The organism is Mycolicibacter sp. MU0083 (assembly GCF_963378075.1).
Taxonomy (GTDB): Bacteria; Actinomycetota; Actinomycetes; order Mycobacteriales; family Mycobacteriaceae; genus Mycobacterium; species Mycobacterium kokjensenii.
Window position 1 is genome coordinate 4,163,536 of record NZ_OY726394.1, and the last position, 25,153, is coordinate 4,188,688.

Sequence of the window (25,153 nt, forward strand, 5' to 3'; positions counted from 1 at the left end):
CCTTACAGCGCCGCCCAGATCGACTTGGTCTTGAGGTAGCCGTCGATGCCCTCGTAGCCGAATTCCTTGCCCATGCCGGACTGCTTGTAGCCGCCGAAGGGCACGTTGTGGTCGAACGTCAGCTGGCAGTTGAGGCCGACCATGCCGGCCTGCAGGCGCTTGCCCAGGTTGTGGGCGCGCGCCAGGTTGGTGGTCCAGGCGGTGGCGGCCAGGCCGTAGCTGGTGTCGTTGGCCATCGCAACGGCCTCGTCGTCGTCGTCGAACGGCAGGATTGTGACGACCGGGCCGAAGATCTCCTCCTTGTAGAGCCGGCTGGTGGCGGGGTCGACGCCGGTGACCACGGTGGGCTTGATGAAGTAGCCCTTACGGTCCAATCGGTAACCGCCGCTGACGATCTCGGCGCCGTCCTTCTTGCCCTGGTCGATGTAGCCCATCACCCGGTCGAGCTGCTTCGCGCTGACCAGCGGGCTGATCATCGCGCCCTCGTCCTTGGGTCCGCCGAGCACCAGGTTCTCGCCGATCATCGAGATGCCGGCCACCACCCGCTCGTAGACGCTGCGCTGCACGAAGATCCGGGATCCGCAGACGCAACCCTGTCCGGAGTGCACGAAGATGCCCATCGAGGCCATCATGATCGCCATGTCCAGGTCGGCGTCTTCGTAGATCAGCACCGGGGACTTGCCGCCGAGTTCGAGGGTGACCTTCTTCAGGTTGTCCGCGGCACCGCGCATGATCTCCTTGCCGACCTCGGTGGAGCCGGTGAAGGCGACCTTCTCCACATCCGGGTGGGCGGTGATCGCCGCACCCGCGGTGGCGCCGTAGCCGATGACGAAGTTGGCGACGCCGTCGGGCACCCCGGCCTGGGCGATCAGTTTCTCCAGCAGCACCGCCGACAGCGGGGTCTCCTCGGCCGGCTTGATGACGCTGCTGCAGCCGGCGGCCAGCGCCGGGGCGATCTTGGCGCAGGCGTTGAACAGCGGGCCGTTCCACGGGTAGATCAGGCCCACCACCCCGTAGGGCTCCTTGAGGGTGTAGGCGTGCATGTTGGCGTGGGTGCTGTTGACGCCGCCTTCCATCTGCACCTGGTAGCTGGTGCCGTTGATCTTGGTGCACCAGCCGGCGTAGTAGCGGTAGAACTCCGCACAGGTGGAGACGATCATCTCGGCCTGCGCCGGCGGCATGCCGGCGTCCAGGGACTCCAGTTCGGCGAACTCCTTGGCGTGCTCGTCCATCAGGTCGGCGAGGCGCCACAGCACTTTGGCCCGCTGACGTGCCGGGATGTCGGTCCACACCCCGGACTCGTAGGCCGCCTTGGCGCGCGCGACGGCGTCGTTGACGGCATCGGGTCCGGCGTCGCGGAACTCGGTGATCTGCTCTTCGGTGGCCGGGTCGATGACCGGGATGACCTCACCGGTACCGGGCCGCTTCGCGAGATCTTCGATTACCGACTGCACTGACATGGGCGGGCCCTTCTGGTCACGGCGACAGAGATGCTGTGCACCTGCTTAGCATTCCGGGCGCAGCGGGGTCAACAGTCGACACGGTCCCGCGCTGATCGAGCGACTAAATCGTGAGCGTCTGCACGTGGTCGATGGCCGCGTCCAACGCGTTGTTCAGCGGGCCGACGTCCCGGGCGACCTGGGCGAGCAGCATGCCGCCCTGAAACGCCGCCAGCAGCAGATCCGCCAGCCGCCCGGGATCGGCCCCGGCGTCGAGACGGCCGAGGTGCTGCATGCGCTGCAGCCCGTCCCGGAAGATGCCGCGCCAGCGGGAGAACGCGCGCGCCAACTCGTCGTGGACGTCGAGGTCGGACTTGACGATCTGGCTCGCCAGCGAACCGAGCGTGCAGCCGTCCCGGTAGGCCTCCTCGTGGCCGACGTAATACTCCACCCAGGCCCGCAACGCCTCGACGGTGTCGAAGCCGGCGAACCGTTCGTCGCCGTAGAAGCGCAGCACCCGCTCGGCCTGCCATTCGATGACGGCCACCACCAGACTCTCCTTGGTCGGGAAGTAGTGGTTGAGCTGCGATCCGCTGACGCCCGCGACGCGTCGGAGCTGCTCGTTGTTCGTCGCGGCCACCCCCTGGGTGTGGATGAGGTCCGCGGCGCACTCGAGAATGCGCGCCCGCGTCGCCAGCCCTTTCGCGGTCAGTTTTCTGGGCTCCTGAGCTGCAGTCGCGGTGGCCATGGTCCCGATCCTAACAAAAATGGGCTTGACAACCCATTCAATGTGGGTGTCTACTTCAAAAATGGGTCGCATAGCCCAAATCTGATAACGCCCGACCATCCCGGCGAGCACCTGCACAGAAAGCGAATCGACATGAATCTCGACGACCTCATGAGCAAGCACCTCACCCGGTACTTCGACACCGGCCGGACCATCCCGGCCGAATCGCTGCAACGGCTACTGCGGTTTCTGCGCTCCACACCGTCGTCGGTCAACGTCCAAGCCAGCCGCTACCACGTGCTCGAGACACCGGAGGGCAAGGGTCGACTGGCCGACAATCTCGGAGAACGCTTCGCCGACAACGGTGAAAAGATCCGCAACGCCTCACACGTCATCATCTTCACCACCCGAGTCGACGTGCCGGACAGCCACCTGCAGCAGGTTTTCGGCCGGGAGAAGGCCGACGGCCGGTTTCCCGACCCGGCCAAGCAGGCGCACTGGGAATCGATGACCCGCGACTTCCTCAACCTGCGCACCTACGGCTACAAGGACCTCGGTCACTGGATGGAGAAGCAGGCCTACCTCGCGCTGGGCATGACCATGATGGCCGCCGCCGAGCTCGGATTCGACGCCACCCCGTTGGAAGGATTCGATCCGGCCGTCGTCGATGCGGCCTTCAAGATCCGCGAAACCGGCTACACCACAACGGTACTGCTGGCGCTGGGCTACCCCGATCCGACGAAGACCTACCGCAACCCCATCTCACGCCTGCAATCCGACCAGATCTTCACCTTCGCCTGAAAGGTCGTCACCGCCATGATCACCGAGAAGAACACCCTTGCCACCGCCGCGCTGGTCGCCTCGTCGACCGTCCGGTCGATCGGCGACAATCTCGCCCGTTACGGCCTGGCCCTCATAATCGGATGGATCGGCGTGTTGAAGTTCCACGCCTACGAGGCCCACAACATCGCGCCGTTGGTCTCCAACAGCCCCTTCATGGGCTGGCTCTACGGCCTGTGCAGCGTGGAGTTCTTCTCCTGCCTGCTCGGGGTGGTGGAGATCGTCACCGCCGTGCTGCTGATGGTCAAGCCGTGGTTCCCGAAGACCTCGCTGTTGGGGAGCGCGCTGGCGATCGTGTTGTTCGTCAGCACGCTGTCCTTCCTCGTCACCACCCCGGGAGTCGGGGAATCCGGGGCCGGCGGCTTTCCACTGCTGTCCATGACGGGGCAGTTCCTCCTCAAGGACGTTGTGCTGCTGGCGGTCTCAGTGCTGACGCTGGCCGACACCCTGGAGAGCCTCGCCGCCGGGGAGGCGTCTTCTGGCCGGCCGGCCGGGTCGATTACGGTTGCGGCCATGGAACGGAGGAACTGATGCGAACTCGTGGTTGGGGCGGCGATGTGCCCGCCAGCGACGACGAGGCCGTCGCGCGGATCCTGCAGGCCACCCGACGCACCATCGACGCCCGCGGCGAGCAGACCAGCATCGCCGATGTGGCACGCACCCTCGGAGTGACCCGCCAGACCGTCTACCGCTACTTCCCCAGCACCGAAGAACTGCTCAGTGCCACCGCCACCGACGGAGCGGGAGCCTTCCTCGATCAGCTCGCCGACGCCCTCGCCGGGATCACCGATCCCGGCGAGGCGGTCGCCGAGGGCGTCGCGCTGACCCTGGAGCGCCTGCCGCACGATCCCTACGTCGGTCTGCTGCTGCGCACCCAGCAGGCCAGCGAGTTCGCCGTCACCGTCACCACCGACACCGGACGCGACTTCGGTCATTCCCTGCTGCAGCGGCTGGACGTGGACTGGACCGGCTTCGACGCACAGGCCACCGACGACATCATCGAGATGGTGCTGCGCACGCTGCAGTCGTTCATCCTGGCGCCGCTGCCCGCCTCGGGCACCGAGCTACGTCGGCTGCTGCGCCGCTGGATCGCCCCGGCGGTGGATGCGGCGCGCACGCCCGCGCGGGATCGGGCCCGCTAGACCAGCACCGACGTCTGCATACCAATTTTGGGTGCCGTGCGGCATGGGCAAGAACATGTCCTTTGTTCGCGCGCTACCCCGCGAACCGCTGATCGGTGTAGCGCCGCAGGTTGGCCAGGAATCTGCGGAATCCCAGGTTCATCAGCGGCCCGCTGACCGGGGAGAACCAGGCGGCCGGCCCGGTCAGCTTGTTGGCCAGGGTCCAGGTCAGCCGGCAACCCTGCGCGGTCGGCACGATCCGGTAGTCCTCGACGAACACCGCCAGCGCCTTGGTAGAGCTCGCGTTGAACCGGAATGCCATGTGCTGTGCGGGTTCCCAGGCCAGGAACTCTTCGTCGCCGACGATGCCGCCGCGCATGTCGACCACCCGGGTGGTCCCCACCCCGTACGGCTCGGGGCTGGTCCAGGTGACGTTGGTGATGACGCTGGCCCAGCGCGGCCAGGCCGCCGCGTCGGCCAGCACCTCCCAGACCTGCTCGGGGGTGACGGCCAGCTCGACGCTGTTGCTGAACTTCTGCGGCGCCTGCTGCAGAAAATCGAGTCCGACTTTCTCGCAGGGGTACATCCGAGACAAAACGGTGTTTCCTTTCAGTGCTTTTCGGCGCCGTTCGGCGCTGCTCAGCGCGCCCCGCGGACCAGGCGTCCGGGGCGCGCGCCGGTGTCGACGCCGTGGCGCCGGGTCACCGTACCGCTGACGACGGTGGCGTCGTATCCGCTGGCCCCCTGCAACAGCCGGCGACCGCCGGCGGGCAGGTCGTAGGCCATCCGCGCCGGCAGCAGGGTCAGCGCATCCATGTCGATCACGTTGAGGTCGGCCTTCTTGCCGGTCTCGATGGTGCCCCGGTCGGTCAGGCCGAACAGTTGCGCGGTGTCGCGGCACTGCTTGCGGATCACATACTCCAGCGGCAGCTTGTCGCCGCGGTGCCGGTCGCGCGCCCAGTGGGTGAGCAGGAACGTGGGATAGGAGGCGTCGCAGATCAATCCGCAGTGGGCCCCGCCGTCGGACAGGCCCAGCACCCCGGCGGGATGGGTGAGCATTTCACGGATGGCGTCGTGATTGCCGTCGGCGTAGTTGAAGAACGGCAGCATCAGCATCGCGCCCGCGTCGGCGGCCAGCATCAGGTCATAGAGCGTCGACAGCGGATCCTCGCCGCGCTGCTCGGCGATCGCGGCCACCGAACGGTCCGGGGTGGGCTCGTAGTCCGGCGGGTCGCCCAGGTCGTAGATGCGGTGCAGGGAGTGCTGCACCAGGGCGAACATCCCGTCGAACTGCAGCGAAGTGTCCACCGGCAGATCGTCTTCGGCCAGAATCGCGGCTTTGACGGCCGGGTCGGCGAGCCGTCGCGCGAGTTCGTCGCGGCTGCATTCGGCGGCCAATCGCCGGTAGGTGGGGCGGTGGGTGAAGGCGTGGTGGCCGGGGAAGCCGAGCAGCATCCCGAACGGGCGCGCAGCCACCTGCGGATACAGGGCACTGCCGGCCCGGTGTGCGTCGGCGGAGATCTCCAACTGCTCACGCCACAGGTTCGGGTCGGCGTCGACCTGGATCAGTGCGAACGACACCGGGCGGTCGATCTCCCCGGCGAGGCGCCGCATCCACTCCAGTTCCTTCTTCGGCGCGACGATGTCCTCACCGGCGGTGCCCTGCGGCGCCAGTTCGAAGACCGCCCGCCCGCCGGCGGCCATCGCGCGGCCCAGGCCGAACAGTTCGTCCTCGGCGGCGAAGGTGCCCGGCACCGGTTCGCCGTCCATCGCCCGGTGGGTGATGGTGCGCGACGTCGAAAAGCCCAGTGCGCCGGCCTCGATCGCCTCCTGCACCAGCGCGCTCATGGCGGCGATGTCATCGGGAGTGGCCGGTTCGTTGCGGGCGCCGCGCTCGCCCATCGCGTAGGCGCGGATCGCCCCGTGTGCGACCTGGCTGCCGACGTCGACGGCGTAGCTCTTCTTCTCCAGCGCATCGAGGTACTCGGGATAGCTCTCCCACTCCCAGGTGATGCCCTCGGTCAGCGCGGTGCCGGGGATGTCTTCGACACCCTCCATGAGTTTGATCAGCCACTCTTCGCGTCCGGGCCGCACCGGGGCGAATCCGACTCCGCAGTTGCCGCTGACGATCGTGGTGACGCCGTGGCCGCTGGACGGCTCCAGCAGGTTGTCCCAGCTGACCTGGCCGTCATAGTGGGTGTGGATGTCGACGAATCCGGGGGCGACGATCCTGCCGGTGGCGTCGATGGTTTCGGCCGCGGCGCCGGTCAAGCCCGGGTCGTCGGATCCGGTGCGGCGATGGACGGCGACGATGCGGCCGTCCTTGATGCCGACGTCGGCGGGGTAGCGGTCGGCGCCGGTTCCGTCGACGACGGTGCCGCCGGTGATCGTGAGGTCATACACAAGCGACTCCCGGGGTTCGTCGGTATTGATCAATTTGTACACATCTCGATAATGTGTGCAAGTGCTTGGCGACACGGCGTCGAAGATCCCGGCGCCACTGCTGTCGGCGGCCGCCGACACCCTTCGCCGACTCGGCCCCCGGCACTTCAGCCTCACCGCGGTCGCCGAAGCCGCCGGGGTATCCCGCGGGACCGCGCACAACATCCTGGGCACCCGCGACCACGCCATCGCCGCCGCGTTGGACCAGTTGTCCACGGCGTTCATCGCGACCATGGCCGCCGAAGTGCAGGCGCTGGATTCGTTGGCCGACCAGGTGGCGGCCGCGGCGGTGCTGATCGCGGCGCATCGGCGCGCCTCGGCGGCCCGAACGGTCGATCAGAGCGTGTTGGTGCTGCTGCTCGAACACGGCGGCGACGACCTGATGCAACGCTCGGTGGAACTGTGGCGCCCGCTGGTGCGCGCCGCCCAGCGCCGCGGCGAGGTCGGCGATACCGTCGACGCGGGCCGGGCGGGCGAATGGATCGTGCGGATCTTGTTCAGTTTCGAACTACTCCCGCCGATGCGGGTGAACCTGGACAGTCCGCGCGCCGTACGCCGGTTCGTGCGCGACCACATCATCGACGGCTTGAGTGGAGGATCCCCGTGACCAGTCCCGCACCCCTGACCCTTGCCGTCGGCGAGGCCGAACTCGAGGACCTGCGCCATCGACTTTCGATGACCCGCTGGCCGGCCGAGATCGACGGCGCGGGCTGGGATTACGGCACCGATCAGGGGTTCCTGCGCTCGGTGGTGGAGCACTGGCTGCACCGCTACGACTGGCGGCGGGTGGAGGCCGAGGTCAACGACTTCGGCTCGTTCGTCACCGAGGCCGCCGGGCAGCGGGTGCATTTCCTGCATGCGCGGTCGTCGGATCCCGACGCCATTCCGCTGCTGATCACCCACGGCTGGCCGGGGTCGATCGTGGAGTTTCTCGACGTTCTGCCATTGCTGCGGAAGCGATTCCACGTCGTGGCGATCTCGATGCCCGGGTACGGGTTCTCCGGGCCCACCCGCCGCACCGGGGTCGACGTCGCCGCGGTGGCGGCCTGTGCCGACGACGTGATGGGGCAGCTGGGTTATGACCGCTATGTCGCCCAGGGCGGCGACTGGGGCTCGATCGTCACCCGCACGCTCGGTGAGCATTACGCCGGACGGGTCGCGGCCATCCACACCAACATGTGTTTCGCGCCGCCGGATCACGACAAGCCCGAATTGGCGACCGCGGTGACCGAAGCCGAGCAGGCGGCGATCATCGACTCGGTGCAACGCACCGCCGACGGTACGGCCTACCTGAATCAGCAGGCCACCCGACCGCATTCGCTGGGCTTCGGCCTCGACGACTCCCCGGTGGGGCTGGCCGGCTGGATTCTGGAGAAGTTCCACGCCTGGTGTGACATCCGCGAGGGGATGCCGATCAGCACCGACCGGCTCATCGACAACCTGATGTTCTACTGGCTGACCGCGACCGGGACGTCGGCGGCGCGGCTGTACTGCGAGTCCGCCCGCGCGGGCAGGGGCCCGCTCGGCAAGTGGGACGGTCACGTCACGGTGCCCACCGGTTACGCGGTGTATCCGTTCGAACTGCTGCAGACCCCGCGGGCTTGGGCCGCCGACCGGTACAACCTGGTGCACTACAGCGTCCAAGAACGCGGGGGGCACTTTGCGGCGTTCGAGCAGCCGGAGTTGTTCGCCGCGGACCTGGCGACGTTCGCCGACGTGCTGGTGGAGCAGAAGGTGTTCTGAGGTCGGTTTATCCCCAGTTGCCTGTTTGATCCACAGGCCGGGGTTCGACACCCCTGATTCGTACGTTTGTTCGATACGTTGGGGTCATGGCTGAACAGGTCCTCACCCCCGCCGAGACCGCCCGCGCCGCGGTCCGCGCCGAACTGGACCGCATCGACACCGCCCACGCCCGACTACGCGCCCTCGACACCGACATCGTCGGCAACACCTTCCGCATCGAGGTCGCCGAACGCCTCGAAACCCAACACCGGACCAACCGCGGCCTGTCCTACCGCATCCTCGGCGAAATCGCCGACCCCACCGACGGCCCCGACCAACCCACCAGCACCGCCACCCTCGACTTGCTCTGGCAGACACTGCGCATCCCCCGCGCCGAACTCCGCCGCCGCATCCGCATCGCCGCCCGCATCCGCCCCCGCCGCAATCTCACCGGACCACCACGCCCACCCGAACTACCCCACCTGGCCACCGCCATCGAAGCAGGACACCTCGGCGACGACCACCTCAAAACCATCACCACCACCCTGGATCACCTACCCACCACCGTCACATCCGCCGACCGCGACCGCGCCGAACACACCCTCGTCCGCCACGGCCGCGAACACGACGCCGACTTCCTCAGAATCGCCGGCCAGCGCATCACCGACCACCTCAACCCCGACGGTAATTTCACCGACCACGACCGGGCACGACGCCGCACCCTGAGCCTCGGCCGCCAAGGCCCCGACGGCATGAGCACCCTCACCGGCTGCCTCGACCCCGAAACCCGCGCCTACCTCGAAACCGCCCTCGCCGCCGTCCGCCCCGGCCACCGCCGACCCAACACCCCCGGCACCGACACCACCGGACCCGACCTACGCTCCAACGGCCAACGCAACCACGACGCCCTCAAACTCACCCTCCGCGCCGGCATCGCCTCCGGGGAGTTGGGCACCCACCGCGGCGTGCCCGTCACCGTCATCGCCACCACCACCCTGGCCGAACTCAACCAAGCCCTCCACGCCACCCGCGACCCCGCGATTCCCATGCCCGGCCCCGCGACCACCGGCGGCGGTAGCCGCCTCCCCCTGCGCGACCTGATCACCATGGCCGCCGACTCCATCCACTACCTCGCCGTCTTCGACGACCACTCCAACCGACCCCTCTACCTCGGCCGCAGCAAACGCCTCGCCACCCTCGACCACCGCATCATCTGCCACGCCCGCGACCGCGGCTGCACCCGACCGGGCTGCCCCGCCCCCGGCTACCACTGCGAAGTCCACCACACCCCCGACTGGAACAACGGCGGCCAAACCAACCCCGACCAACTCCACTTCGCCTGCGGCTGCGACCACACCACCACCACCCAAGGCCAACTCCACACCCAAGTCACCGACCAAGGCCGCCTCGCCTGGACCGACGGCACCACCCCACCAGCAATCAACCACCTCCACCACCCCGAAGAACTCCTCAACAAACCCCCCGACAACGACGAGAAAGAAGACCCCTAGTGGTCGGTGGCCCAGCTCAGCTCAGTGCGATACCGAGTTCGTCGGCGAAGACCCGGATCATGTGCTGGACGCCGATCTCGTTGCGGCCGATCACCATATGGTCGTGCTGGCCGCGCCGCACACCCTCGCCGCACTGCGGCAGCATGGCGAAGTCCTCGTCGCGCACCGCGGCGTGCACCGCGGCGAAGATGGTGTCGTAGCCGGCACGGGTGGCGTCGTCGGTGGCCGGCATCCGGGCCAGCCAACTGTGCCGCACCGTGCACCGGGTCGGGGATCCGGCGGGCAGGATGTCGATGACCTCCACGCCCACCGGGCTGTTGGCCAGGATCAGGTTGGGATAGATCCAGTAGATCAGGCCCATGTTGTCGCGGACGTCCCACGAGCCGCCGGGGTCGGCGTCCAGGTTGGTGATCCAGTTGAACGGGAAGCCCATCCGGTGGTGCCGGCCGAACCGGTCGTGGATAGAGGTGTTGGCGACGGTGTTCTGGCCGATCAGGCTCTCGCCGTGCACGAACGGGAAGTGATAGCTCTCGGCGAACGCCTCCAGGGCGCCCTTCCAGGAGACCTCCGACTCGAATTCCCGGTGGTCGTGGTAACCGAAGGTGGCGTAGTCGAGGCCCGCCAGTTCGGGTCCGAGGTCACCGAGGTGCGCATCGACGTCGATCTCGGCGCCGGCGGTGAGCACCGCCCAGATGAAGCCGTGCCGCTCCTGGTTGGGCAGCTCGACCAGGCCGTAGTCGTCCTTGTCCATGCCGCAGAATCCGTTGCCGCCCGGCACGGTCAGCAGCTTCCCGTCGTTGCGGTAGGTCCAGGCGTGATAGGGGCAGGTGAACCGGGTGGCGCTGCCGGACCCGCAGGCCGGTTTCGCGCCGCGGTGCCGGCAGTAGTTGAGGAAGACGTGGCTGCGGCCGTCCTTGTCGCGGGTGACCAGGAGTGAATCGCCCAGCACCGATCGCACCACGTAGTCGTTGGGTGCGGCGACCTGTGCGCTCGCGACGATCGCCAGCGGGGTGCGGCGCAGGATCTGGGATTCCTCGAGTTCGGTGACCTTCGCATCGCGGTAGTAGTGCAGCGGTACCCGCAGCACGTCGGCGGCCATGTCGGTGGTCTTGTCGCGCACCAACTGCAGTGCCCGCCGGGTCAATTCGGTATCCACGGCGCCGGCCTGCGGCTGCGGGGGAACGGTCATCGGCTGCCCTTTCGACGTCACGGCCCAGACCATACACTTGATCAATATGTATGGTCCAGGGTGCGGGGACGCGGCGCGGTAACGTTCGCTCATGCGGACTCACGGCTGGTCGGGCGCCAAGCCCGCCGACGACCGGGAGGCCGCCGCCCGGATCCTCGAGGCCGCTCGACGGCGCATCGACAGCTCCGGGATGAGCTTCGGCATCTCCGATGTCGCCAAGGACGTCGGCGTCACCCGCCAGACCGTGTACCGCTACTTCCCCAGCACCGAAGCGCTGCTCATCGCCGCCGCGGTCACCGAAGTCGACCCGTTCCTGGATCGCCTGGCCCGGCACCTGCGCGGTATCCACGACCCGGCCGACGCCGTCGTCGAGGGCATCGCGCTGACCTTGGAGCGGCTGCCCGAGGAGCGCTACATGAGCCTGCTGTTGGCCCCGGGCAAGGCCAGCGCCTTCTCCGCCGGTGTCACCTCCGATGTCGCGCTAACATTCGGGCGGGCGATCGTCGATCGGTTCGACGTCGATTGGGATGCAGCGGGTTTCACCGGCGCCGACTTGGACCAACTGGTCGAGTTCATGTTGCGGGTGCTGCAGTCGCTGGTGATCGACCCGGGCCGGCCACCCCGCCGGGGCGGTGAGCTCCGCGCATTCCTGCGGCGCTGGGTGGCGCCGGCGATCACCGACGGGACGGCAGAGAAAGGCACGGCGTGACGAAGATCGACGGCAGCGTGTTGGAGGGTGTGTCGGCGACCGCGCTGTGGACCCTGCGCAGTCGCGCACTGGAGTCCCAACGGCCCGACGGCGTACTTCACGACCCGTGGGCCGAGCACCTCTTCGACTCGATCGCGTTCGACTACGCGATGTTCGGGAAGCCGACCCACTATCACGTGGTGCGTGCGCTGGCCTTCGACCGGTACATCCACTATTTCCTGCGGCAGCATCCCGGCGCCGCCGTCGTCTCACTGGCCGAGGGGTTCCAGACCAGCTTCTGGCGGTTGCAGTCGGCGCTGCACGACGCCGGATCCCACTGGTACTCCGTCGATCTTGCGCCGGTGATGGCGCTGCGCGAGAAGCTGCTGCCCACCGATGCCCGGCTCAGCAACGTCGCTGCGTCCGCACTGGACCGCACCTGGATGGATCGCATCGACGGCGACCGGCCGGTCCTGATCACCGCGGAGGGCCTGCTGATGTATCTGCCCCCGGACGTGGCGCTGAACCTGATCGCCGACTGCGCCCGACGTTTTCCGGGCGGCAAGATGATCTTCGACTCGATCCCGCCCAGCTACAGCCGCCGGACGCTGCGGGGACTGAAGCTGTCCAAGGACTACACGCTGCCGCCCATGCCGTTCAGCCTCTCCTCGGCGCAGAGCCGGAAGCTGCCCGACACGGTGCCCGGGGTGAATCACGTACACAAACTGCCGCTGCCCGCGGGGCGTGGCATCTGGAAGCTGTGCGGGTTCCGCAGCCTGGAGCGCCTGGAGCCGTTCCGCACCATGGCGCCGACACAGGTCCGGTTCGACGCGTAGCAGCCGACCGGGCCGGGGTCAGTCGGGCGCCCGCAGCGCCGGCAACACCACCTGGTCGAGGACCGCCCGGACGAAACCGGCGTCCAGGGTCTGGCCGCGCACCACCTGAAGCAATCCCATCGCCAGCACCACATCGGAGACCAGCGACCAGTCCCGGTCGGCGTCGATCTCACCCCGGGCCGCGGCCTGCGCCACGATCTTGGCCACCATGCCTTCGCCTTTGACCAGCACCAGATCGTCGACGGCGGCCGCCAGGTCCGGATCGTGCACCGCCTCCAGGGCGACCCGCAGCACCAGATCGTTCGGGAACGGTTCGGCGTCCTTGCGCCCGATCTCCTCGACGAAGGCATCCAGATCGCCGGCCAGGCTGCCGGTATCGGGGGTGTTCCGGGTCATCAGGTCGGGCCGCCAGTAGATGAGCGCGTCGGTGACCAGCGCCGCCTTCGACGACCAGCGCCGGTAGATCGCGGCCTTGCCCACCCCGGCACGCGCCGCGATGTCGTTCATATTGGCGGCGTCATAACCGTGCTCGGAGACCACGGCCAGCGCGGCATCCAGGATCGCGGGGTCGCGCGAGCGGTCCAGCCGCCCCTCGGTGCGCTGCCGCAGCCTGGACTCCGTCACGATCACACCGTCGTCGGCTGCGGGATCGGTGCGGTGTCGGCGGCCGGTTCGGGGGCGGGCCGGTCCTTCATCGCGAAGGTGTTCAGCGGCCACCAGAACCAGCGGCCCAACGCCGCCGCGATCGACGGGGTCATCAGCGCCCGGACGATGAACGTGTCGACCAGCAGGCCCAGCGCGATCGCGGTGCCCAGCTGCCCGATCACCCGCAGGTCGCTGACCATCATCGACGCCATGGTCGCGGCGAACACCACCCCGGCCGCGGTGACCACCCGGCCGGAGGCCCCCATGCCGCGGATGATCCCGGTGTTGAGGCCGGCGCCGATCTCCTCCTTGAGCCGGGAGACCAGCAGCAGGTTGTAGTCCGAGCCGACGGCCAACAGGATGATCACGGTCAGCGGCAGCACGATCCACTGCAGGCCCAGCCCCAGGATGTCCTGCCAGAGCAGCACCGACAGGCCGCAGGCCGTCCCCAGCGATGCCAGCACCGTCCCGACGATCACCAGTGAGGCCACCAGGCTGCGGGTGATCATCAGCATGATCGAGAAGATCAGGATCAGCGTGGACAGGCCGGCGATCATCAGGTCGATCTTCACGCCGTCCTGCATGTCGCTGTACATCGAGGCGGTGCCGGCCAGCGAGACCTTGGAGCCCTCCAGCGGGGTGCCCTTGACCGCGTCGGCGACGGCTTCGTGGATGCCCTGGACGTGCTTGATGCCGTCGACGGACGCCGGGTCGCCCTGGTGGGTGATGATGTAGCGCACCGCATGGCCGTCGGGCGAGACGAACATCTTCAGGCCGCGGATGAAGTCGGGGTTGTCGAAGACCTCCGGCGGCAGGTAGAACGAGTCGTCGTTCTTGGCCTCGTCGAAGAACTTACCCATCAGGGTCGATCCTTCGGCGTTCTCCTGCAGGTGCCGCTGGATGCCCGACATCGAGCTGTGCGTGGCCAGCATGAAGCCGCGCATCTTCTTCATCGACTCGATGGTCTTGGGGAGGTCTTCGAGCATCTGCGGCATCAGCACGTCGAGCCGGTCGATGTCCTTGACGGTGACGCCCATGTCGTCGGTCATGACGTCCACGTCGTCGAGCATGTCGAACATCGATCGCATCGCGGTACAGATCGGGATGTCGAAACAGTGCGGTTCCCAATAGAAGTAGCTGCGCATCGGCCGGAAGAAGTCGTCGAAGTCCGACACGTGCTGGCGCACGGTCTCGATGTCGAGCTGCAGTTCGTGCATGTGCTCGGTCATGTCGTGGGTGTTGTCGACGACCTGCGCCATGATCTCGTACATGTGCTCCATGGTGGCCACGGTCCGGCCCATCTCGTCGGCCTGCTCGAGCATCGAAGCCATGGAATCGTTCATGAATTTCGCGGTCTGCAACTGACCCGAGGCCTGCATGGCGATCTGGAACGGGATGGAGCTGTGTTCGATCGGCGCGCCGAGCGGGCGGGTGATGGTCTGCACCCGGCCGATGCCGCGTTCGTGGAAGACGCTCTTGGCGATCCGGTCGATCACCAGCATGTCGGCCGGATTGCGCAGGTCACGACCGGCGTCGACCATCAGCAGTTCGGGATTCATCCGGGCCTGCGAGAAGTGCCGTTCGGCGGCGGTCTGCGCGACGTTGGCCGGGATGTCCTCCGGGGTGAAGTGCCGGTCGTTGTAGTTCGGCACGTAGGTCGCCAGCGAGACGAACCCGATCGCGGCGATAAAGGTGGTCACGACGATCACCGGCTTGGGCCAGCGGGTCACCAGGGTGCCGACGCGTCGCCAACCCCGTTCCGAGACCTTGCGTTTGGGGTCGAAGATGCCGAATTTCGACGCCACCACCAGCACCGCCGGTGCCAGGGTCAGGCCGGCCAGCATGGTCGCGATCAGGGCGATGGCACACGGCACACCCATGGTCTGGAAGTACGGGAGCTTGGTCGCGGTCAGGCACAGGCAGGCGCCGACGATGGTCAGGCCCGATCCGATGATGACGTGCAGCACCCCGTGATAGGCGGTGTGGAACGCGTCTTCGCGGTCCTGGCCCCGGGAGCGCGCCTCGTGATAGCGGCCGAGCAGGAAGATGAAGTAGTCGGTTCCCGCGGCGATGGTCAGCATCGTGACCATGCTGACCGCGTACGGGGTCAGGCCGATGATGTCGAGGTTGCCGGCGGTGGCCACGATGCCCTCGGCGGCATAGAGCTCGAACCGGACCAGGATCAGCGCGACGATCGCCGACTTCAACGAGCGATAGAGCACCAGCAGCATCAAGAAGATGACGCCGATGGTCACCGCCGTCATCAGTTCCATGCTGTTGTGCGCGGCGATCAGTGTGTCGGTGTTGAGCACCGTGTTGCCGGCGACGTGGGCCTGCACGCCCGGCGGTGCCGGCACCCCGTCGACGATCTTGCGCACCGCGGCCACCGATTCGTGGCTGGGTGTGGTGCCCTGGGCGCCGTCGAGGAACACCTGCACGTAGGCGGCCTTGCCGTCCGGGCTCTGCGAGCCGGCGGCGGTCAGCGGGTCGCTCCAGAAGTCCTGCACGTTCTGCACGTGCCGGTCGGCCTTGAGCTTGGCGACGATCTCGTTGTAGTACTCGTGCGCGCTGTCGCCGAGCTTGTCGTCGCCCTCGAGCACCACCATGGCCGTGGAGTCGGTGTCGAACTCCTCGAACTTGTGACCGATGGTCATCATGTCTTTGAACGCCGGCGCGTCCAGCGGCGCCATCGGCACCGAGTGCTTGCCGGCCACCACGGCCAGTTTCGGGGTGAACACCGTGGTTCCGACCGCGATCAGCAGCCAGAACAGGATGATCGGCACCGCCATGGTCCACAGGAAGCGGGCGAAGCGGGAGCGCGGCGGGCGCGGCAGCTGATTGCTCATACGGATTTCACCAAGCAGTAGATGAAGGGCTTGTATTCGTCGATGCTGCGGTCGTCCCGGACCTTGTCGTCGACGATGACCCGGCAGCGCAGGTGGTTCATCCCGGTGTCGCCCTGCGCGACGATGTTGGCCGACATCGACGGCAGTGTGGTGACGATGGTGTGCGACCACGGCAGCGGCGCGTCCTCGACGAGGTGCGGTTGACCGTTCTCGTCGAGGAAGTTGATGTTGACGGTGCCGCCGTCGGGGGAGGTCAGCTCATAGGTGATGTATTTGGGGTTGAACGGTTTCGTCTCGTCGGCATTGGCGTCGGAGGCCTCCACCCGGACGCCGACACCGAAACTGTCCCGGACCCGCACCACCACGTAGGAGCCCAGGGCCACCACCACGACCAGGAGCAGCGGTATCCAGAACCTCTTGACCAGTCCGAACACGCAGCGTCTCCTTCAACCGTGGGCTTCCGCGAGCGAGCAGGGGCCACCGCGCGCAGGGCCGGCCCTAGACGGAACCCGGGTTCCGTAAAAGCCGGTGAGGACAGTACCGCATCACCGGCGGGCAGCAGAACGGTTCGCCGCCGCCCCGTCGGGGTCGCGCGGCAGAACCGGAGTCCGGCAAACCGGCGCGCTAGGGTACGTGGAATCGGCATCCAAACCCGCCGATAGAACGGTTGAGTCAACTCATGACCGCAGCAGAAGCCTCGGCATTGGAATCGCGGGTCGGCCACTACTACCAGATGGACGGCACCTATCTGGTGGGCCGCGAGAAGGTGCGCGAGTACGCGCGCGCCGTGCAGGACTACCACCCCGCGCACTGGGACGTCGCCGCCGCCGCCGAGATGGGCTACACCGGGCTGGTCGCGCCGTTGACGTTCACCTCGGTCCCCGGCATGAACTGCAATCGGCGCATGTTCGAGTCCGTGGTCGTCGGCTACGACACCTATATGCAGACCGAAGAGGTCTTCGAGCAGCATCGCCCGATCGTCGACGGCGACGAACTGAAGATCGACGTCGAGTTGACCTCGGTACGCCGGATCGCCGGCCGCGACCTGATCACGGTGACCAACACCTTCACCGATACCGCCGGCGAACGGGTGCACACCCTGCACACCACCGTGGTCGGCGTGACCGCCGAGGACATCGACCCGACCGTCAAGATCGCGGTGCACAACGCGATGATGCACGACGTCAACATCCTCGACGTCGGTGAATCCGCTGCCGCCTACCAGAAGACGGTCCGCCCGGAGGGCGAGATCCGGATCTCCGACGGCGGATCGACCCGGACCCCTGCGACGCCGTCCTTCGACGACGTCAAGGTCGGTGACGTCCTGCCGGTACGCCACACCCGACTGGCCCGCGGCGACCTGGTCAACTACGCCGGTGTCGCCGGTGACGCCAACCCCATCCACTGGGACGAGGACATCGCGAAGCTGGCCGGTCTGCCGGATGTGATCGCGCACGGCATGCTCACCATGGGCCTCGGCGCAGGATTCGCCTCGTCCTGGACCGGAGACCCCGGTGCGGTCACCCGATACGCGGTGCGGCTGTCGGCGCCGGCCATCGTGTCCGCCAAGGAGGGCGCCGACATCGAGTTCAGCGGCAAGATCAAGTCGCTGAATCCCGAGACCCGCTCCGGTGTCATCCTGGTCGCCGCGAAGTCCGAGAACCGCAAGATCTTCGGTCTCGCCACCTTGGACGTCCGGTTCCGCTGACCTATCCGCAGGTCGCCACCCCCTGCGCTTGACCGCACCTGCCGCCCCACCGACATACCGGCCGGGGCGTGCCGTCGCCGTTTCCGGGATCCCGCCGACCCTGACAGGCCACCCGGACCGAGTCGGCAGTCATGCGCCAGAAAATTGACAGCAAATCTCCAGCAAACCCTGGGTAGCATCTGTCAATTGAGATGGTGACTACGAGTGCTGGTTGGTTGGCACGGGCCCGCGCGGACCGTGTTGAGTCGGCTGCCGCTCCCACCCACCACCGCACGCCCGAAACCGGCGGCGCGCACGATCGGATCGAGCCCGCCTCGACCGGCGTCGGTTTGCGGAATCCGCACTTCCGCAAGCAGATTCCGGCCGATCGCGACGAGATCGACCGATACCGTCGACGACACCGGCAGTGGCGGTGCCGCGGCTCCTAGTCCGCAACCCGCGTAAACCTGCTTGGAGACGGCGTCAAGGATGCGCCAAAAGCGCTGCCAATCAACGAAATTAGCTGACGTTACCTTGCGGCGAGGTTGATGACGGCTGCCTCACAACAGGTTTCAAGGATTTGCCGGTATCACTGTCAACTGAAGAATGTCGCACGCTGTTTACATGAGAGGAACCCGGAACAGACAACTCCGGTCTAGGGTTTGGGGTTCCGACGGCGAGTTCGAGCGTCGACGGCCAGGATGCGTGACGTTAGGAGTCACCCGAGATGGACTTTGCTGCACTCCCGCCGGAGATCAACTCCGGTCGGATGTACTCGGGAGCGGGTTCCGCTCCGCTGCTGGCGGCTGCGTCGGCATGGGACGCACTCGCCGCCGAGCTGGGGACTGCCGCATCCTCCTACGAATCGATCGTCTCAAGCCTGGCCGGGGAATGGTCCGGCCCGTCGGCGACCACCATGATCGCCGCGGTCGAGCCGTACGTGGCCTGGATGAACACCACCGCCGCGCAAGCCGAGTTCACCGCCAACCAGGCCCGGGCCGCCGCGGCCGCCTACGAAGCCGCCTTCGCCGCCACCGTGCCGCCGCCGGTGATCGCGGCCAACCGGGCGCAATTGGCCACGCTGGTCGCCACCAACTTCCTGGGTCAGAACACCGCCGCCATCGCGGCCACCGAGATCCACTATGCGGAGATGTGGGCGCAGGACGCCGGTGCGATGTACGGCTACGCGGGATCCTCGGCGGCGGCCACCCGGCTGACGCCGTTCGGCGAACCGCCGGAGACCACCAATCCGACCGGCGCCGCCAATCAACTGGCCGCGGCCGCCCAGGCGACCGGGAACTCCGCGGGCTCCAACATCGCCCAGCAGGCCGCCCAGTTGATCCACGCGATGCCGCAGGCGCTGCAGGCGGCGACCAACCCGGTGGGGACCGCGGCGGCGACGTCCAGCTCGTTCATCGACACCTGGAACCTGCTCTTCGCCACCCTGACCGGCCCCACCACCCCGCTCGGCTGGTCGACGATCCCCGGCGGCTGGTGGCTGGCGTTCGGGCAGCTGTACTCCTGGATCATGAACGGGATGGCCGCGTCCGCGTACTTCGCCGGCCCCAAGGCCATCAGCGGTGCCCTCATCCCGCTCGCACCGCTGGCGCTGCCGCTCCCCAATGTCGCCGGCCTGGCCAGCGCGACGGGGACGTTGGGCAGCGCGGCGTCGGTCGGCAAGCTGTCGGTGCCCGCGTCCTGGGCGGTGGCGGCACCGGCGACCAAGTTGGTCAGCATGGCGTCGTCGCTTCCGGCGACCGTGGAGGCCGCCCCGATGGCCGCGGTCGCGGGTCAAGACGCGATGTTCGGCCAGATGGCCATGGCCAGCCTGCTGGGGCGCGGTCTCGGCGGCACGGCCAACCAGACCGTCGGCTCGGCGACCCGCTCGCTGCGCAAGAGCGGCGGGGCGGACGCCTTCGGCCCCATTCCGCCCGGTGAAGCCGATCCCGCGGCGGCCACCATCATCGTGATCCCGGCCCTCGACGAGTGACCCGACGATGACGAAACCGCTCCCCCGCTCCGCTGCCCCCGTCGTGCGCGACCAGATAAGGGTGTCGACATGTATTTCTCGCTGATACCGCCCGAGATCAACTCGGCCAACATCTACGCCGGCCCCGGATCGGCCTCGATGATCGCCGCCGCCACGGCCTGGGGGCGCCTCGCCGGCGAATTGAGCTCCGCCGCATCGGAATACGAAGCGGTGCTGTCGTCGCTCACCGGCGAATCGTGGATCGGGCCGTCGGCCGCGGCGATGATGGCCGCCGCCCAGCCCTACATCACCTGGATGTCGACCACCGCGGCCGTCGCCGCCCAGACCGCAAGTCAGGCCCAGGCCGCCGCCACCGCCTACGAAGCGGCGCACGCGGCCACCGTGCCGCCCGAGGTCGTCACGGCCAACCGCACCCAGAACCAGATGCTGTACGCCACGAACTTCCTGGGCCAGAACCTCGCGGCGATCGCCGCCAACGAAGCCCAGTACCTGGAGATGTGGGCGCAGGACGCCGCGGCCATGCAGACCTACGCCGCGGCGGCCGCGGCGGCCACCAAGACCACCGCGTTCACCGAGCCTCCGCAGACCACCACCGGGGCCACGTCGGCCACCTCGGCGGCCTCCGCCGGGTCGGCGGCGGCCGGTTCGGGCGCCGGCTCGATCGGGGACGGCCTGAACAGCCTGCTCACCCAGTACAACGAGTTCGTCAACAACGCGCTCAACGCGATCACCGGCAATCCCAATGCCGCCAGCACCGTCGCCACACTGTTCAGCGCAATGAAAGGCCCGACGGGGCTGACCACGCCGTTCAACGACGTCTCGCTGCTGGTCAACTTCCCGATCCAGAACTTCCTCAAGTTCGGGACCCCGCTGGGCCGGGCCTTCATGGAGATCCCGGCGAGCGGGCTGGGCGCCGGGCTGCGGGGCGGACTGGGCGCCGGCCTGAGCTCGACGGTGTCGGCCACCATGTCGGAGGCGAACCTGGTGGGCAACCTGTCCGTCCCGCCGAGTTGGGCTTCGGCCAGCCCGGCGATCCGCCTGGCGGCCACCGGGGCGCCGGCCGCCGCCCTGGCCGCCGCACCGGCATCCGGGATGGCCGGTGGCCTGCTCAACCAGGCCGCGCTGGGCAGCATGGCCGGCGGGGCGCTGGGCGCCGCCCGGCCGCGGGCCGCCACCGGCGGCAGCGGGCGGATCCGGATCCAGGGCGGCAAGGCCAAGACCCCGGTCAAGCTCGACGCCGTCATCGCCAAGCTGCAGAGCCAGCCCGAAGCCGTCCAGCACTGGAACGTCGACCAGGCCGGGCTCGACGAGCTGCTCGAAGAGCTGTCCCGAAAACCCGGGGTGCACGCCGTGCACCTCAAGGGCGGCAAGAAGTCCGCGACCCCCCACAACTGACGCCGGTAGCCGGTCGAGCACCCCCTCGCGAAAGAGACAAAGATGCTTCTCGAGTTCTGGACCAACTTCACGCACAACCTGTTCAAACCGCTGTTGTTGTTCTTCTACTTCGGTTTCCTGCTGGCGCTGCTGAAGGTGCCGTTCGAGTTTCCGAACGCGGTCTATCAGGGCCTGACCATGTACCTGCTGATCGCCATCGGATGGCACGGTGGCGAAGAACTCGCCGGTATCGAGTTCACCCAGTTCGGCGGGATCCTCGGCTTCATCGTCACCGGTTTCGTGCTGAACTTCCTGATCGGCTGCCTGGCCTATTACCTGTTGAAGCATCTGACCAAGATGCGCGAGATCGACCGGGCGACCGTCTCGGGCTATTACGGCTCGGATTCGGCCGGAACGTTCGCCACCTGCCTGGGTGTGCTGTCGACCGTCGGCATCGCCATCGACGCCTACATGCCGGTGATGCTGGCGATCATGGAGATCCCCGGCTGCCTGGTGGCGCTGTTCCTGGTGGCGCGACTGCGGCACAAGGGCCTGGACGCCGCCGGCAACATGCCGCACGAGCCGGGATACACCGTGCCCGCCGGCGCGATGCATGCGGTGGTGGGCGCCCCGAACGCCGCCGACTCCACCGGCCTGGCCCTCGACATGACCTCGGAGAGTCACCTGGAGGCGGACCGACCCGGCAAGGAGCGCCTGCTGAGCCCGGAGTTGCTGCGCGAGGTGTTCCTCAACCCGGGCATCTGCCTGCTGCTCGGCGGCATCGCGATCGGTTTCATCAGCGGGCTGCAGGGTTCGAAGGTCACCGGCGTCGACGACCCGGTGTTCGTGACGGCGTTCCAGGGCGCGCTGTGCCTGTTCCTGCTGGAGATGGGGCTCACCGCGGCCCGCAAGCTCAAGGACCTGAAGTCCGCCGGTCGCGGTTTCATCGTGTTCGGTGTGGTGGCGCCCAACATCTTCGCCACCATCGGGATGTTCGTGGCGCACAGCTACGCACAGCTGACCGGGGTCCACTTCGAGTTGGGTAGCTATGTGCTGTTCGCGGTGCTCTGCGGCGCCGCCTCCTACATCGCGGTGCCGGCGATCCAGCGACTGGCGATCCCCGAGGCCAGCCCCAGCCTGCCGCTGGCCGCGTCGCTGGGCCTGACGTTCTCCTATAACGTCACCATCGGTATCCCGCTCTACATCGAGATCGCCCACCTGATCTCCGGACAGTGACGAGAGGCTGCGCACCATGAGAACCCGCCGGATCCTGTCGGTCGTCGGTGTCGTCGCCGCCATCGGTTGCGCCGCACCGGCATCGGCCGATCCCGCACCCGTCGACACCGTCTCGGCCGACGCCGCCTTTTTGGCATCGCTGCGAGCGGCCGGCCTCAACTTCGACGACGACGGCCAGGTGATCGCCGCCGGTCACGCGGTGTGCAACCTGATCGACAACGGCGAGACGGGGTTGCACGTGGTCCGGCGCGCCAAGACGGACAATCCCGGGCTGACCATGGACGGCGCAGCGCAGTTCACCGCACTGGCCGCGAACGCCTACTGCCCGCACCAGCTGACGAAGTAGCCTCGCGGGTCTACTTCGTCAGCTCCGCGTAGCGTGCCAGGTGGGCGTCGGTGGTGCCGAACTCGTACTGAATCGCGGTGAGCCGCTTGAAGTAATGGCCGATGGCCAGCTCTTCGGTCATCCCCATGCCGCCGTGCAGCTGGACCGCCTGCTGGCCGATGAAGCGCGCCGCGCGGCCGATGGTGGCCTTGCCCGCCGAGACCGCCCGGGCCCGGGTCGCGTCGTCGGCCTCGAGGTTGAGGATCGCCAGGTAGACGGCCGCGGCGGATTGCTCCACCTCCATGAACATGTCCACCATGCGGTGCTGCAGGACCTGGAAACCACCGATCGGCTGACCGAACTGCTGGCGCTGCTTGCAGTATTCGACGGTGTCCGCCAAGACTTTCCGCATGCAGCCGACCGCCTCGGAGCAGACCGCCGCGGCACCCTCGTCGCGGGCCCGAGCCAGCGACGGCCACGCCCCGCCCCGTTCGCCGAGCAGCGCATCGGCGGGCAGCCGCAGATCGGTGATGGTCACGTCGGCCGCGCTGCGGTCGTCGATGGTGCGATAGGGGTGCAGTTCGATGCCGGGGGCATCGGCCGGGGTGAGGAACAGCGAGATCCCGTCGTCGCCGGCGACCCGCGCGGTGATCAGCAGATGCGTCGCCAACGGCGCCGCCAACACGGTGATCTTCGATCCGTTGAGCACCCAGCCGGCACCGTCGGCGGCCGCGACGGTCGCCGCATCCTGCCAGCGGTCACCGGAATCGGGTTCCGCGGCGGCCAATGCCACGATCGTGTCCCCGGCGACGATCCCGGTCAGCAGTCCGGCCGCGGCCGGACTGCCCGAACGGCGCAGCAGCCCACCGGCGACGACGACGGTGTCGACGTAGGGTTCGATCACCAGCGCGTGCCCGAGTGCCTCGGTGATGACCATGAGTTCCACGGCGCCGCCGCCGATGCCGTCGAATTCTTCGGGCAGCGTGGCACCCAGGATGCCCAGCTCGCCGGCGAAGGCCCGCCAGATCTCGGGCTGCCAACCGGCACCGGTCTTGGCGGCCGCACGGCTGGTCTCCAGGTCGTAGCGCGCGGCCAGGAACTTGGTGATCCCGTCGCGCAGCATCTGCTGCTCATTGTTCACGTGGAAGTCCATTTACAGCCCCAATGCCGCTTTGGCCAGAATGTTGCGCTGAATCTCGTTGCTGCCGGCGTAGATCGAGCCGGCCCGGTCGTTGAAGTACCGCAGTGGCGCCACCGCCTGCCAGGGTTCACCGGATGCATACCCGTCGGCGGGCGGCTGGTAGTCGGCGATCGGGCCGCCGGGTGCGGTGACGTGCGGCTGGTAGATCCGGCCGCGCGGTCCGGCCGCCTCGAGGGCGAGTGCGGTCAGTTCCTGGCTCAGTTCGGTACCGAGGATCTTCAACATCGACGACGAGGCTCCGGGGTTGCGTCCCTCGGCCACCGCGGCGAGCACCTGGTATTCGAGCACCTCCAGCACTTCGGCGCGGATACGGGCGTCGGCCAGTTTGTGCATGAACGCGACGTCGTCGGCGAGCTTTCCGCCGCCGGGGCCGGGCTGGGCCTTGGCGGCGGTGGCGATCTCCTCGGCGGCGACCTGCAGGGCCGGTGCCACCGCGCCGCCGCCGCGCTCGAACTCCAGCAGGTACTTCGCGACGGTCCAGCCGCTGTCGATCTCACCGATCACATTGCTCTTGGGCACCCGGACCTCGTCGAAGAACACCTGGTTCTGGATCTCTTCGCCGGAGGTCATCACCAACGGCCGGATCTCGATACCGGGCGAGGTCATGTCGATCAGCACGAAGGTGATGCCCTGCTGCTTCTTCGCGCCGCGCGACGTGCGCACCAGGGCGAACATCCAGTTCGCCTCGCCGGCGTGGGTGGTCCAGATCTTGCTGCCGGTGCAGACCAGGTCGTCGCCGTCGGAAACCGCCGCCATGGTCAGCGCGGCCAGGTCCGATCCGGCCTCCGGTTCGGAGTAGCCCTGGCAGAAGAACACCTCGCCGGTGAGGATCCGCGGCAGGAAGTAGTCCTTCTGCGCTTCGGTCCCGTAGCGGATGATCGCGTGCGCGACCATCCGGATGCCCATCGGCGACAGCGCGGGGGCGCCGGCCAGCGTCGATTCGCGGCTGAAGATGTAGTGCTGAGTCAAGCTCCAGTCGCAGCCGCCGTGGGCCACCGGCCAGGCGGGTGCGGCCCAGCCCCGCTCGTGCAGGATGGCCTGCCACGCCATGCTGGCCTCATGGTCGGCGTAGACGCTGGTCATCAATCGGCCCGCGCGGCGCAGTTCCGGTGTCAGCTTCTGATCGAGGAACTCGCGTACCTCGGCTTGAAAAGCTCGGTCTTCCTCCGACCACCGCAGATCCATGTGTCTCCCCTGCCGTGCCGGCGGATAGGCGTTGTTCGCGCAGTGTAACCGCCGGGTTCGCCCCGGGCGTTCCGCGCCCGCCGCGGTGCCGCCCCGATCAAGCGGTCTGCTCATTTCGATTCGACGGACGCCCATGCGGTTGTCGGGCA

The 25,153-nt window shown here is 67.9% G+C and carries 24 protein-coding genes; 13 read left to right on the forward strand and 11 right to left on the reverse strand.

Translation table 11 applies throughout. The annotated features are described in order from the left end of the window. Nucleotides 1-2: 2 nt before the first annotated feature. Both RCP38_RS19215 and RCP38_RS19220 read right to left on the reverse strand, forming a co-directional pair. Nucleotides 3-1,460 carry an aldehyde dehydrogenase family protein gene (locus tag RCP38_RS19215; RefSeq protein ID WP_308474485.1) on the reverse strand — a complete coding sequence of 486 codons (1,458 nt, stop codon included), beginning with the start codon at nt 1,458-1,460 and terminating at the stop codon, nt 3-5. Nucleotides 1,461-1,563: 103 nt separating this feature from the next. Beyond that, complete coding sequence (locus tag RCP38_RS19220; protein WP_308474486.1) at nt 1,564-2,187, reverse strand: TetR/AcrR family transcriptional regulator; 624 nt, start codon at nt 2,185-2,187, stop codon at nt 1,564-1,566. Nucleotides 2,188-2,319: 132 nt separating this feature from the next. On the opposite strand from RCP38_RS19220, the gene RCP38_RS19225 reads away from it, so the two are divergent. Genes RCP38_RS19225 through RCP38_RS19235 form a run of 3 tightly spaced genes read left to right on the forward strand, consistent with a single transcriptional unit; the run spans nt 2,320 to nt 4,148 of the window. Continuing rightward, on the forward strand, nt 2,320-2,967 hold the full coding sequence (locus tag RCP38_RS19225) for a nitroreductase family protein (RefSeq protein ID WP_308474487.1): 648 nt from the start codon (nt 2,320-2,322) through the stop codon (nt 2,965-2,967). Between the two features lie 15 nt (nt 2,968-2,982). Continuing rightward, nucleotides 2,983-3,537, forward strand: coding sequence for a YkgB family protein (locus RCP38_RS19230; RefSeq protein ID WP_308474488.1), 555 nt, complete (start codon nt 2,983-2,985; stop codon nt 3,535-3,537). Next, on the forward strand, nt 3,537-4,148 hold the full coding sequence (locus RCP38_RS19235) for a TetR/AcrR family transcriptional regulator (RefSeq protein WP_308474489.1): 612 nt from the start codon (nt 3,537-3,539) through the stop codon (nt 4,146-4,148). The genes RCP38_RS19230 and RCP38_RS19235 overlap by 1 nt, the downstream gene beginning before the upstream one ends. A gap of 73 nt (nt 4,149-4,221) precedes the next feature. On the opposite strand, the gene RCP38_RS19240 is transcribed toward RCP38_RS19235, so the two are convergent. Further along, nucleotides 4,222-4,713 (reverse strand): SRPBCC family protein, encoded by a 492-nt coding sequence (locus tag RCP38_RS19240; RefSeq protein WP_308474490.1) that lies wholly within the window; start codon nt 4,711-4,713, stop codon nt 4,222-4,224. 53 nt (nt 4,714-4,766) lie between these two features. Further along, nucleotides 4,767-6,530, reverse strand: coding sequence for an N-acyl-D-amino-acid deacylase family protein (locus RCP38_RS19245; protein ID WP_308474491.1), 1,764 nt, complete (start codon nt 6,528-6,530; stop codon nt 4,767-4,769). 61 nt (nt 6,531-6,591) lie between these two features. Here RCP38_RS19245 and RCP38_RS19250 point away from each other — a divergent pair, with 61 nt between their 5' ends. The 3 genes from RCP38_RS19250 to RCP38_RS19260 all read left to right on the forward strand — a co-directional run bounded on the left by RCP38_RS19250 (nt 6,592) and on the right by RCP38_RS19260 (nt 9,802). Next, on the forward strand, nt 6,592-7,176 hold the full coding sequence (locus tag RCP38_RS19250; RefSeq protein WP_308474492.1) for a TetR/AcrR family transcriptional regulator: 585 nt from the start codon (nt 6,592-6,594) through the stop codon (nt 7,174-7,176). Continuing rightward, nucleotides 7,173-8,312: an epoxide hydrolase family protein gene (locus RCP38_RS19255; protein ID WP_308474493.1), complete on the forward strand. Its 1,140-nt coding sequence runs from the start codon at nt 7,173-7,175 to the stop codon at nt 8,310-8,312. Before RCP38_RS19250 ends, RCP38_RS19255 begins: the two co-directional genes overlap by 4 nt. Nucleotides 8,313-8,398: 86 nt before the next feature. Continuing rightward, entirely contained in the window at nt 8,399-9,802 is a 1,404-nt protein-coding gene (locus RCP38_RS19260; protein WP_308474494.1) for an HNH endonuclease signature motif containing protein, read from the forward strand. A 16-nt stretch (nt 9,803-9,818) separates the two neighbouring features. On the opposite strand, the gene RCP38_RS19265 is transcribed toward RCP38_RS19260, so the two are convergent. Continuing rightward, the gene (locus RCP38_RS19265; RefSeq protein ID WP_308477427.1) at nt 9,819-10,991 is read right to left on the reverse strand and encodes an aromatic ring-hydroxylating oxygenase subunit alpha; all 1,173 of its coding nucleotides are present in this window, start codon (nt 10,989-10,991) and stop codon (nt 9,819-9,821) included. A gap of 91 nt (nt 10,992-11,082) precedes the next feature. Here RCP38_RS19265 and RCP38_RS19270 point away from each other — a divergent pair, with 91 nt between their 5' ends. Both RCP38_RS19270 and RCP38_RS19275 read left to right on the forward strand, forming a co-directional pair. Further along, entirely contained in the window at nt 11,083-11,700 is a 618-nt protein-coding gene (locus RCP38_RS19270; RefSeq protein ID WP_308474495.1) for a TetR/AcrR family transcriptional regulator, read from the forward strand. Next, a complete protein-coding gene (locus tag RCP38_RS19275) occupies nt 11,697-12,515 on the forward strand; it encodes a class I SAM-dependent methyltransferase (RefSeq protein WP_308474496.1) in 819 nt (272 codons plus the stop codon). The genes RCP38_RS19270 and RCP38_RS19275 overlap by 4 nt, the downstream gene beginning before the upstream one ends. Before the next feature lie 18 nt (nt 12,516-12,533). Here the strand turns inward: RCP38_RS19275 and RCP38_RS19280 are convergent, their stop codons facing one another. Genes RCP38_RS19280 through RCP38_RS19290 form a run of 3 tightly spaced genes read right to left on the reverse strand, consistent with a single transcriptional unit; the run spans nt 12,534 to nt 16,440 of the window. Beyond that, entirely contained in the window at nt 12,534-13,139 is a 606-nt protein-coding gene (locus RCP38_RS19280) for a TetR/AcrR family transcriptional regulator (RefSeq protein WP_373692403.1), read from the reverse strand. A gap of 2 nt (nt 13,140-13,141) precedes the next feature. Beyond that, a complete protein-coding gene (locus tag RCP38_RS19285; protein WP_308474498.1) occupies nt 13,142-16,006 on the reverse strand; it encodes an MMPL/RND family transporter in 2,865 nt (954 codons plus the stop codon). Further along, complete coding sequence (locus RCP38_RS19290; protein ID WP_308474499.1) at nt 16,003-16,440, reverse strand: MmpS family transport accessory protein; 438 nt, start codon at nt 16,438-16,440, stop codon at nt 16,003-16,005. Before RCP38_RS19290 ends, RCP38_RS19285 begins: the two co-directional genes overlap by 4 nt. Before the next feature lie 245 nt (nt 16,441-16,685). Between RCP38_RS19290 and RCP38_RS19295 the strand changes: the two genes are divergently transcribed. Further along, the gene (locus tag RCP38_RS19295; protein WP_308474500.1) at nt 16,686-17,714 is read left to right on the forward strand and encodes a fused (3R)-hydroxyacyl-ACP dehydratase subunits HadA/HadB; all 1,029 of its coding nucleotides are present in this window, start codon (nt 16,686-16,688) and stop codon (nt 17,712-17,714) included. A 182-nt stretch (nt 17,715-17,896) separates the two neighbouring features. Here the strand turns inward: RCP38_RS19295 and RCP38_RS19300 are convergent, their stop codons facing one another. After that, a complete protein-coding gene (locus RCP38_RS19300) occupies nt 17,897-18,115 on the reverse strand; it encodes a hypothetical protein (RefSeq protein WP_308474501.1) in 219 nt (72 codons plus the stop codon). 305 nt (nt 18,116-18,420) lie between these two features. Here RCP38_RS19300 and RCP38_RS19305 point away from each other — a divergent pair, with 305 nt between their 5' ends. The 4 genes from RCP38_RS19305 (at nt 18,421) to RCP38_RS19320 (ending at nt 22,639) form a co-directional block, all read left to right on the forward strand. Continuing rightward, nucleotides 18,421-19,683 carry a PPE family protein gene (locus tag RCP38_RS19305; RefSeq protein WP_308474502.1) on the forward strand — a complete coding sequence of 421 codons (1,263 nt, stop codon included), beginning with the start codon at nt 18,421-18,423 and terminating at the stop codon, nt 19,681-19,683. 69 nt (nt 19,684-19,752) lie between these two features. Next, entirely contained in the window at nt 19,753-21,078 is a 1,326-nt protein-coding gene (locus RCP38_RS19310; protein ID WP_308474503.1) for a PPE family protein, read from the forward strand. Between the two features lie 42 nt (nt 21,079-21,120). Next, nucleotides 21,121-22,293: a sodium-dependent bicarbonate transport family permease gene (locus RCP38_RS19315; RefSeq protein WP_308474504.1), complete on the forward strand. Its 1,173-nt coding sequence runs from the start codon at nt 21,121-21,123 to the stop codon at nt 22,291-22,293. Nucleotides 22,294-22,309: 16 nt separating this feature from the next. Continuing rightward, nucleotides 22,310-22,639 (forward strand): DUF732 domain-containing protein, encoded by a 330-nt coding sequence (locus RCP38_RS19320; RefSeq protein ID WP_308474505.1) that lies wholly within the window; start codon nt 22,310-22,312, stop codon nt 22,637-22,639. Nucleotides 22,640-22,649: 10 nt separating this feature from the next. On the opposite strand, the gene RCP38_RS19325 is transcribed toward RCP38_RS19320, so the two are convergent. Continuing rightward, nucleotides 22,650-23,771 carry an acyl-CoA dehydrogenase family protein gene (locus tag RCP38_RS19325; protein ID WP_308474506.1) on the reverse strand — a complete coding sequence of 374 codons (1,122 nt, stop codon included), beginning with the start codon at nt 23,769-23,771 and terminating at the stop codon, nt 22,650-22,652. Continuing rightward, nucleotides 23,772-25,004, reverse strand: coding sequence for an acyl-CoA dehydrogenase family protein (locus RCP38_RS19330; RefSeq protein WP_308474507.1), 1,233 nt, complete (start codon nt 25,002-25,004; stop codon nt 23,772-23,774). It abuts the gene before it with no gap. Nucleotides 25,005-25,153 lie beyond the last annotated feature (149 nt).

What these genes read in the sequence shown, in the direction of transcription:
- RCP38_RS19240 (WP_308474490.1), bottom strand. Translation starts at nt 4,713, where the DNA reads ATGTACCCCTGCGAGAAAGTCGGACTCGATTTTCTGCAGCAGGCGCCG.
- RCP38_RS19330 (WP_308474507.1), bottom strand. Translation starts at nt 25,004, where the DNA reads ATGGATCTGCGGTGGTCGGAGGAAGACCGAGCTTTTCAAGCCGAGGTA.
- RCP38_RS19260 (WP_308474494.1), top strand. Translation starts at nt 8,399, where the DNA reads ATGGCTGAACAGGTCCTCACCCCCGCCGAGACCGCCCGCGCCGCGGTC.
- RCP38_RS19325 (WP_308474506.1), bottom strand. Translation starts at nt 23,771, where the DNA reads ATGGACTTCCACGTGAACAATGAGCAGCAGATGCTGCGCGACGGGATC.
- RCP38_RS19310 (WP_308474503.1), top strand. Translation starts at nt 19,753, where the DNA reads ATGTATTTCTCGCTGATACCGCCCGAGATCAACTCGGCCAACATCTAC.
- RCP38_RS19320 (WP_308474505.1), top strand. Translation starts at nt 22,310, where the DNA reads ATGAGAACCCGCCGGATCCTGTCGGTCGTCGGTGTCGTCGCCGCCATC.
- RCP38_RS19295 (WP_308474500.1), top strand. Translation starts at nt 16,686, where the DNA reads ATGACCGCAGCAGAAGCCTCGGCATTGGAATCGCGGGTCGGCCACTAC.
- RCP38_RS19285 (WP_308474498.1), bottom strand. Translation starts at nt 16,006, where the DNA reads ATGAGCAATCAGCTGCCGCGCCCGCCGCGCTCCCGCTTCGCCCGCTTC.
- RCP38_RS19305 (WP_308474502.1), top strand. Translation starts at nt 18,421, where the DNA reads ATGGACTTTGCTGCACTCCCGCCGGAGATCAACTCCGGTCGGATGTAC.
- RCP38_RS19220 (WP_308474486.1), bottom strand. Translation starts at nt 2,187, where the DNA reads ATGGCCACCGCGACTGCAGCTCAGGAGCCCAGAAAACTGACCGCGAAA.
- RCP38_RS19270 (WP_308474495.1), top strand. Translation starts at nt 11,083, where the DNA reads ATGCGGACTCACGGCTGGTCGGGCGCCAAGCCCGCCGACGACCGGGAG.
- RCP38_RS19315 (WP_308474504.1), top strand. Translation starts at nt 21,121, where the DNA reads ATGCTTCTCGAGTTCTGGACCAACTTCACGCACAACCTGTTCAAACCG.
- RCP38_RS19215 (WP_308474485.1), bottom strand. Translation starts at nt 1,460, where the DNA reads ATGTCAGTGCAGTCGGTAATCGAAGATCTCGCGAAGCGGCCCGGTACC.
- RCP38_RS19265 (WP_308477427.1), bottom strand. Translation starts at nt 10,991, where the DNA reads ATGACCGTTCCCCCGCAGCCGCAGGCCGGCGCCGTGGATACCGAATTG.
- RCP38_RS19225 (WP_308474487.1), top strand. Translation starts at nt 2,320, where the DNA reads ATGAATCTCGACGACCTCATGAGCAAGCACCTCACCCGGTACTTCGAC.
- RCP38_RS19235 (WP_308474489.1), top strand. Translation starts at nt 3,537, where the DNA reads ATGCGAACTCGTGGTTGGGGCGGCGATGTGCCCGCCAGCGACGACGAG.
- RCP38_RS19230 (WP_308474488.1), top strand. Translation starts at nt 2,983, where the DNA reads ATGATCACCGAGAAGAACACCCTTGCCACCGCCGCGCTGGTCGCCTCG.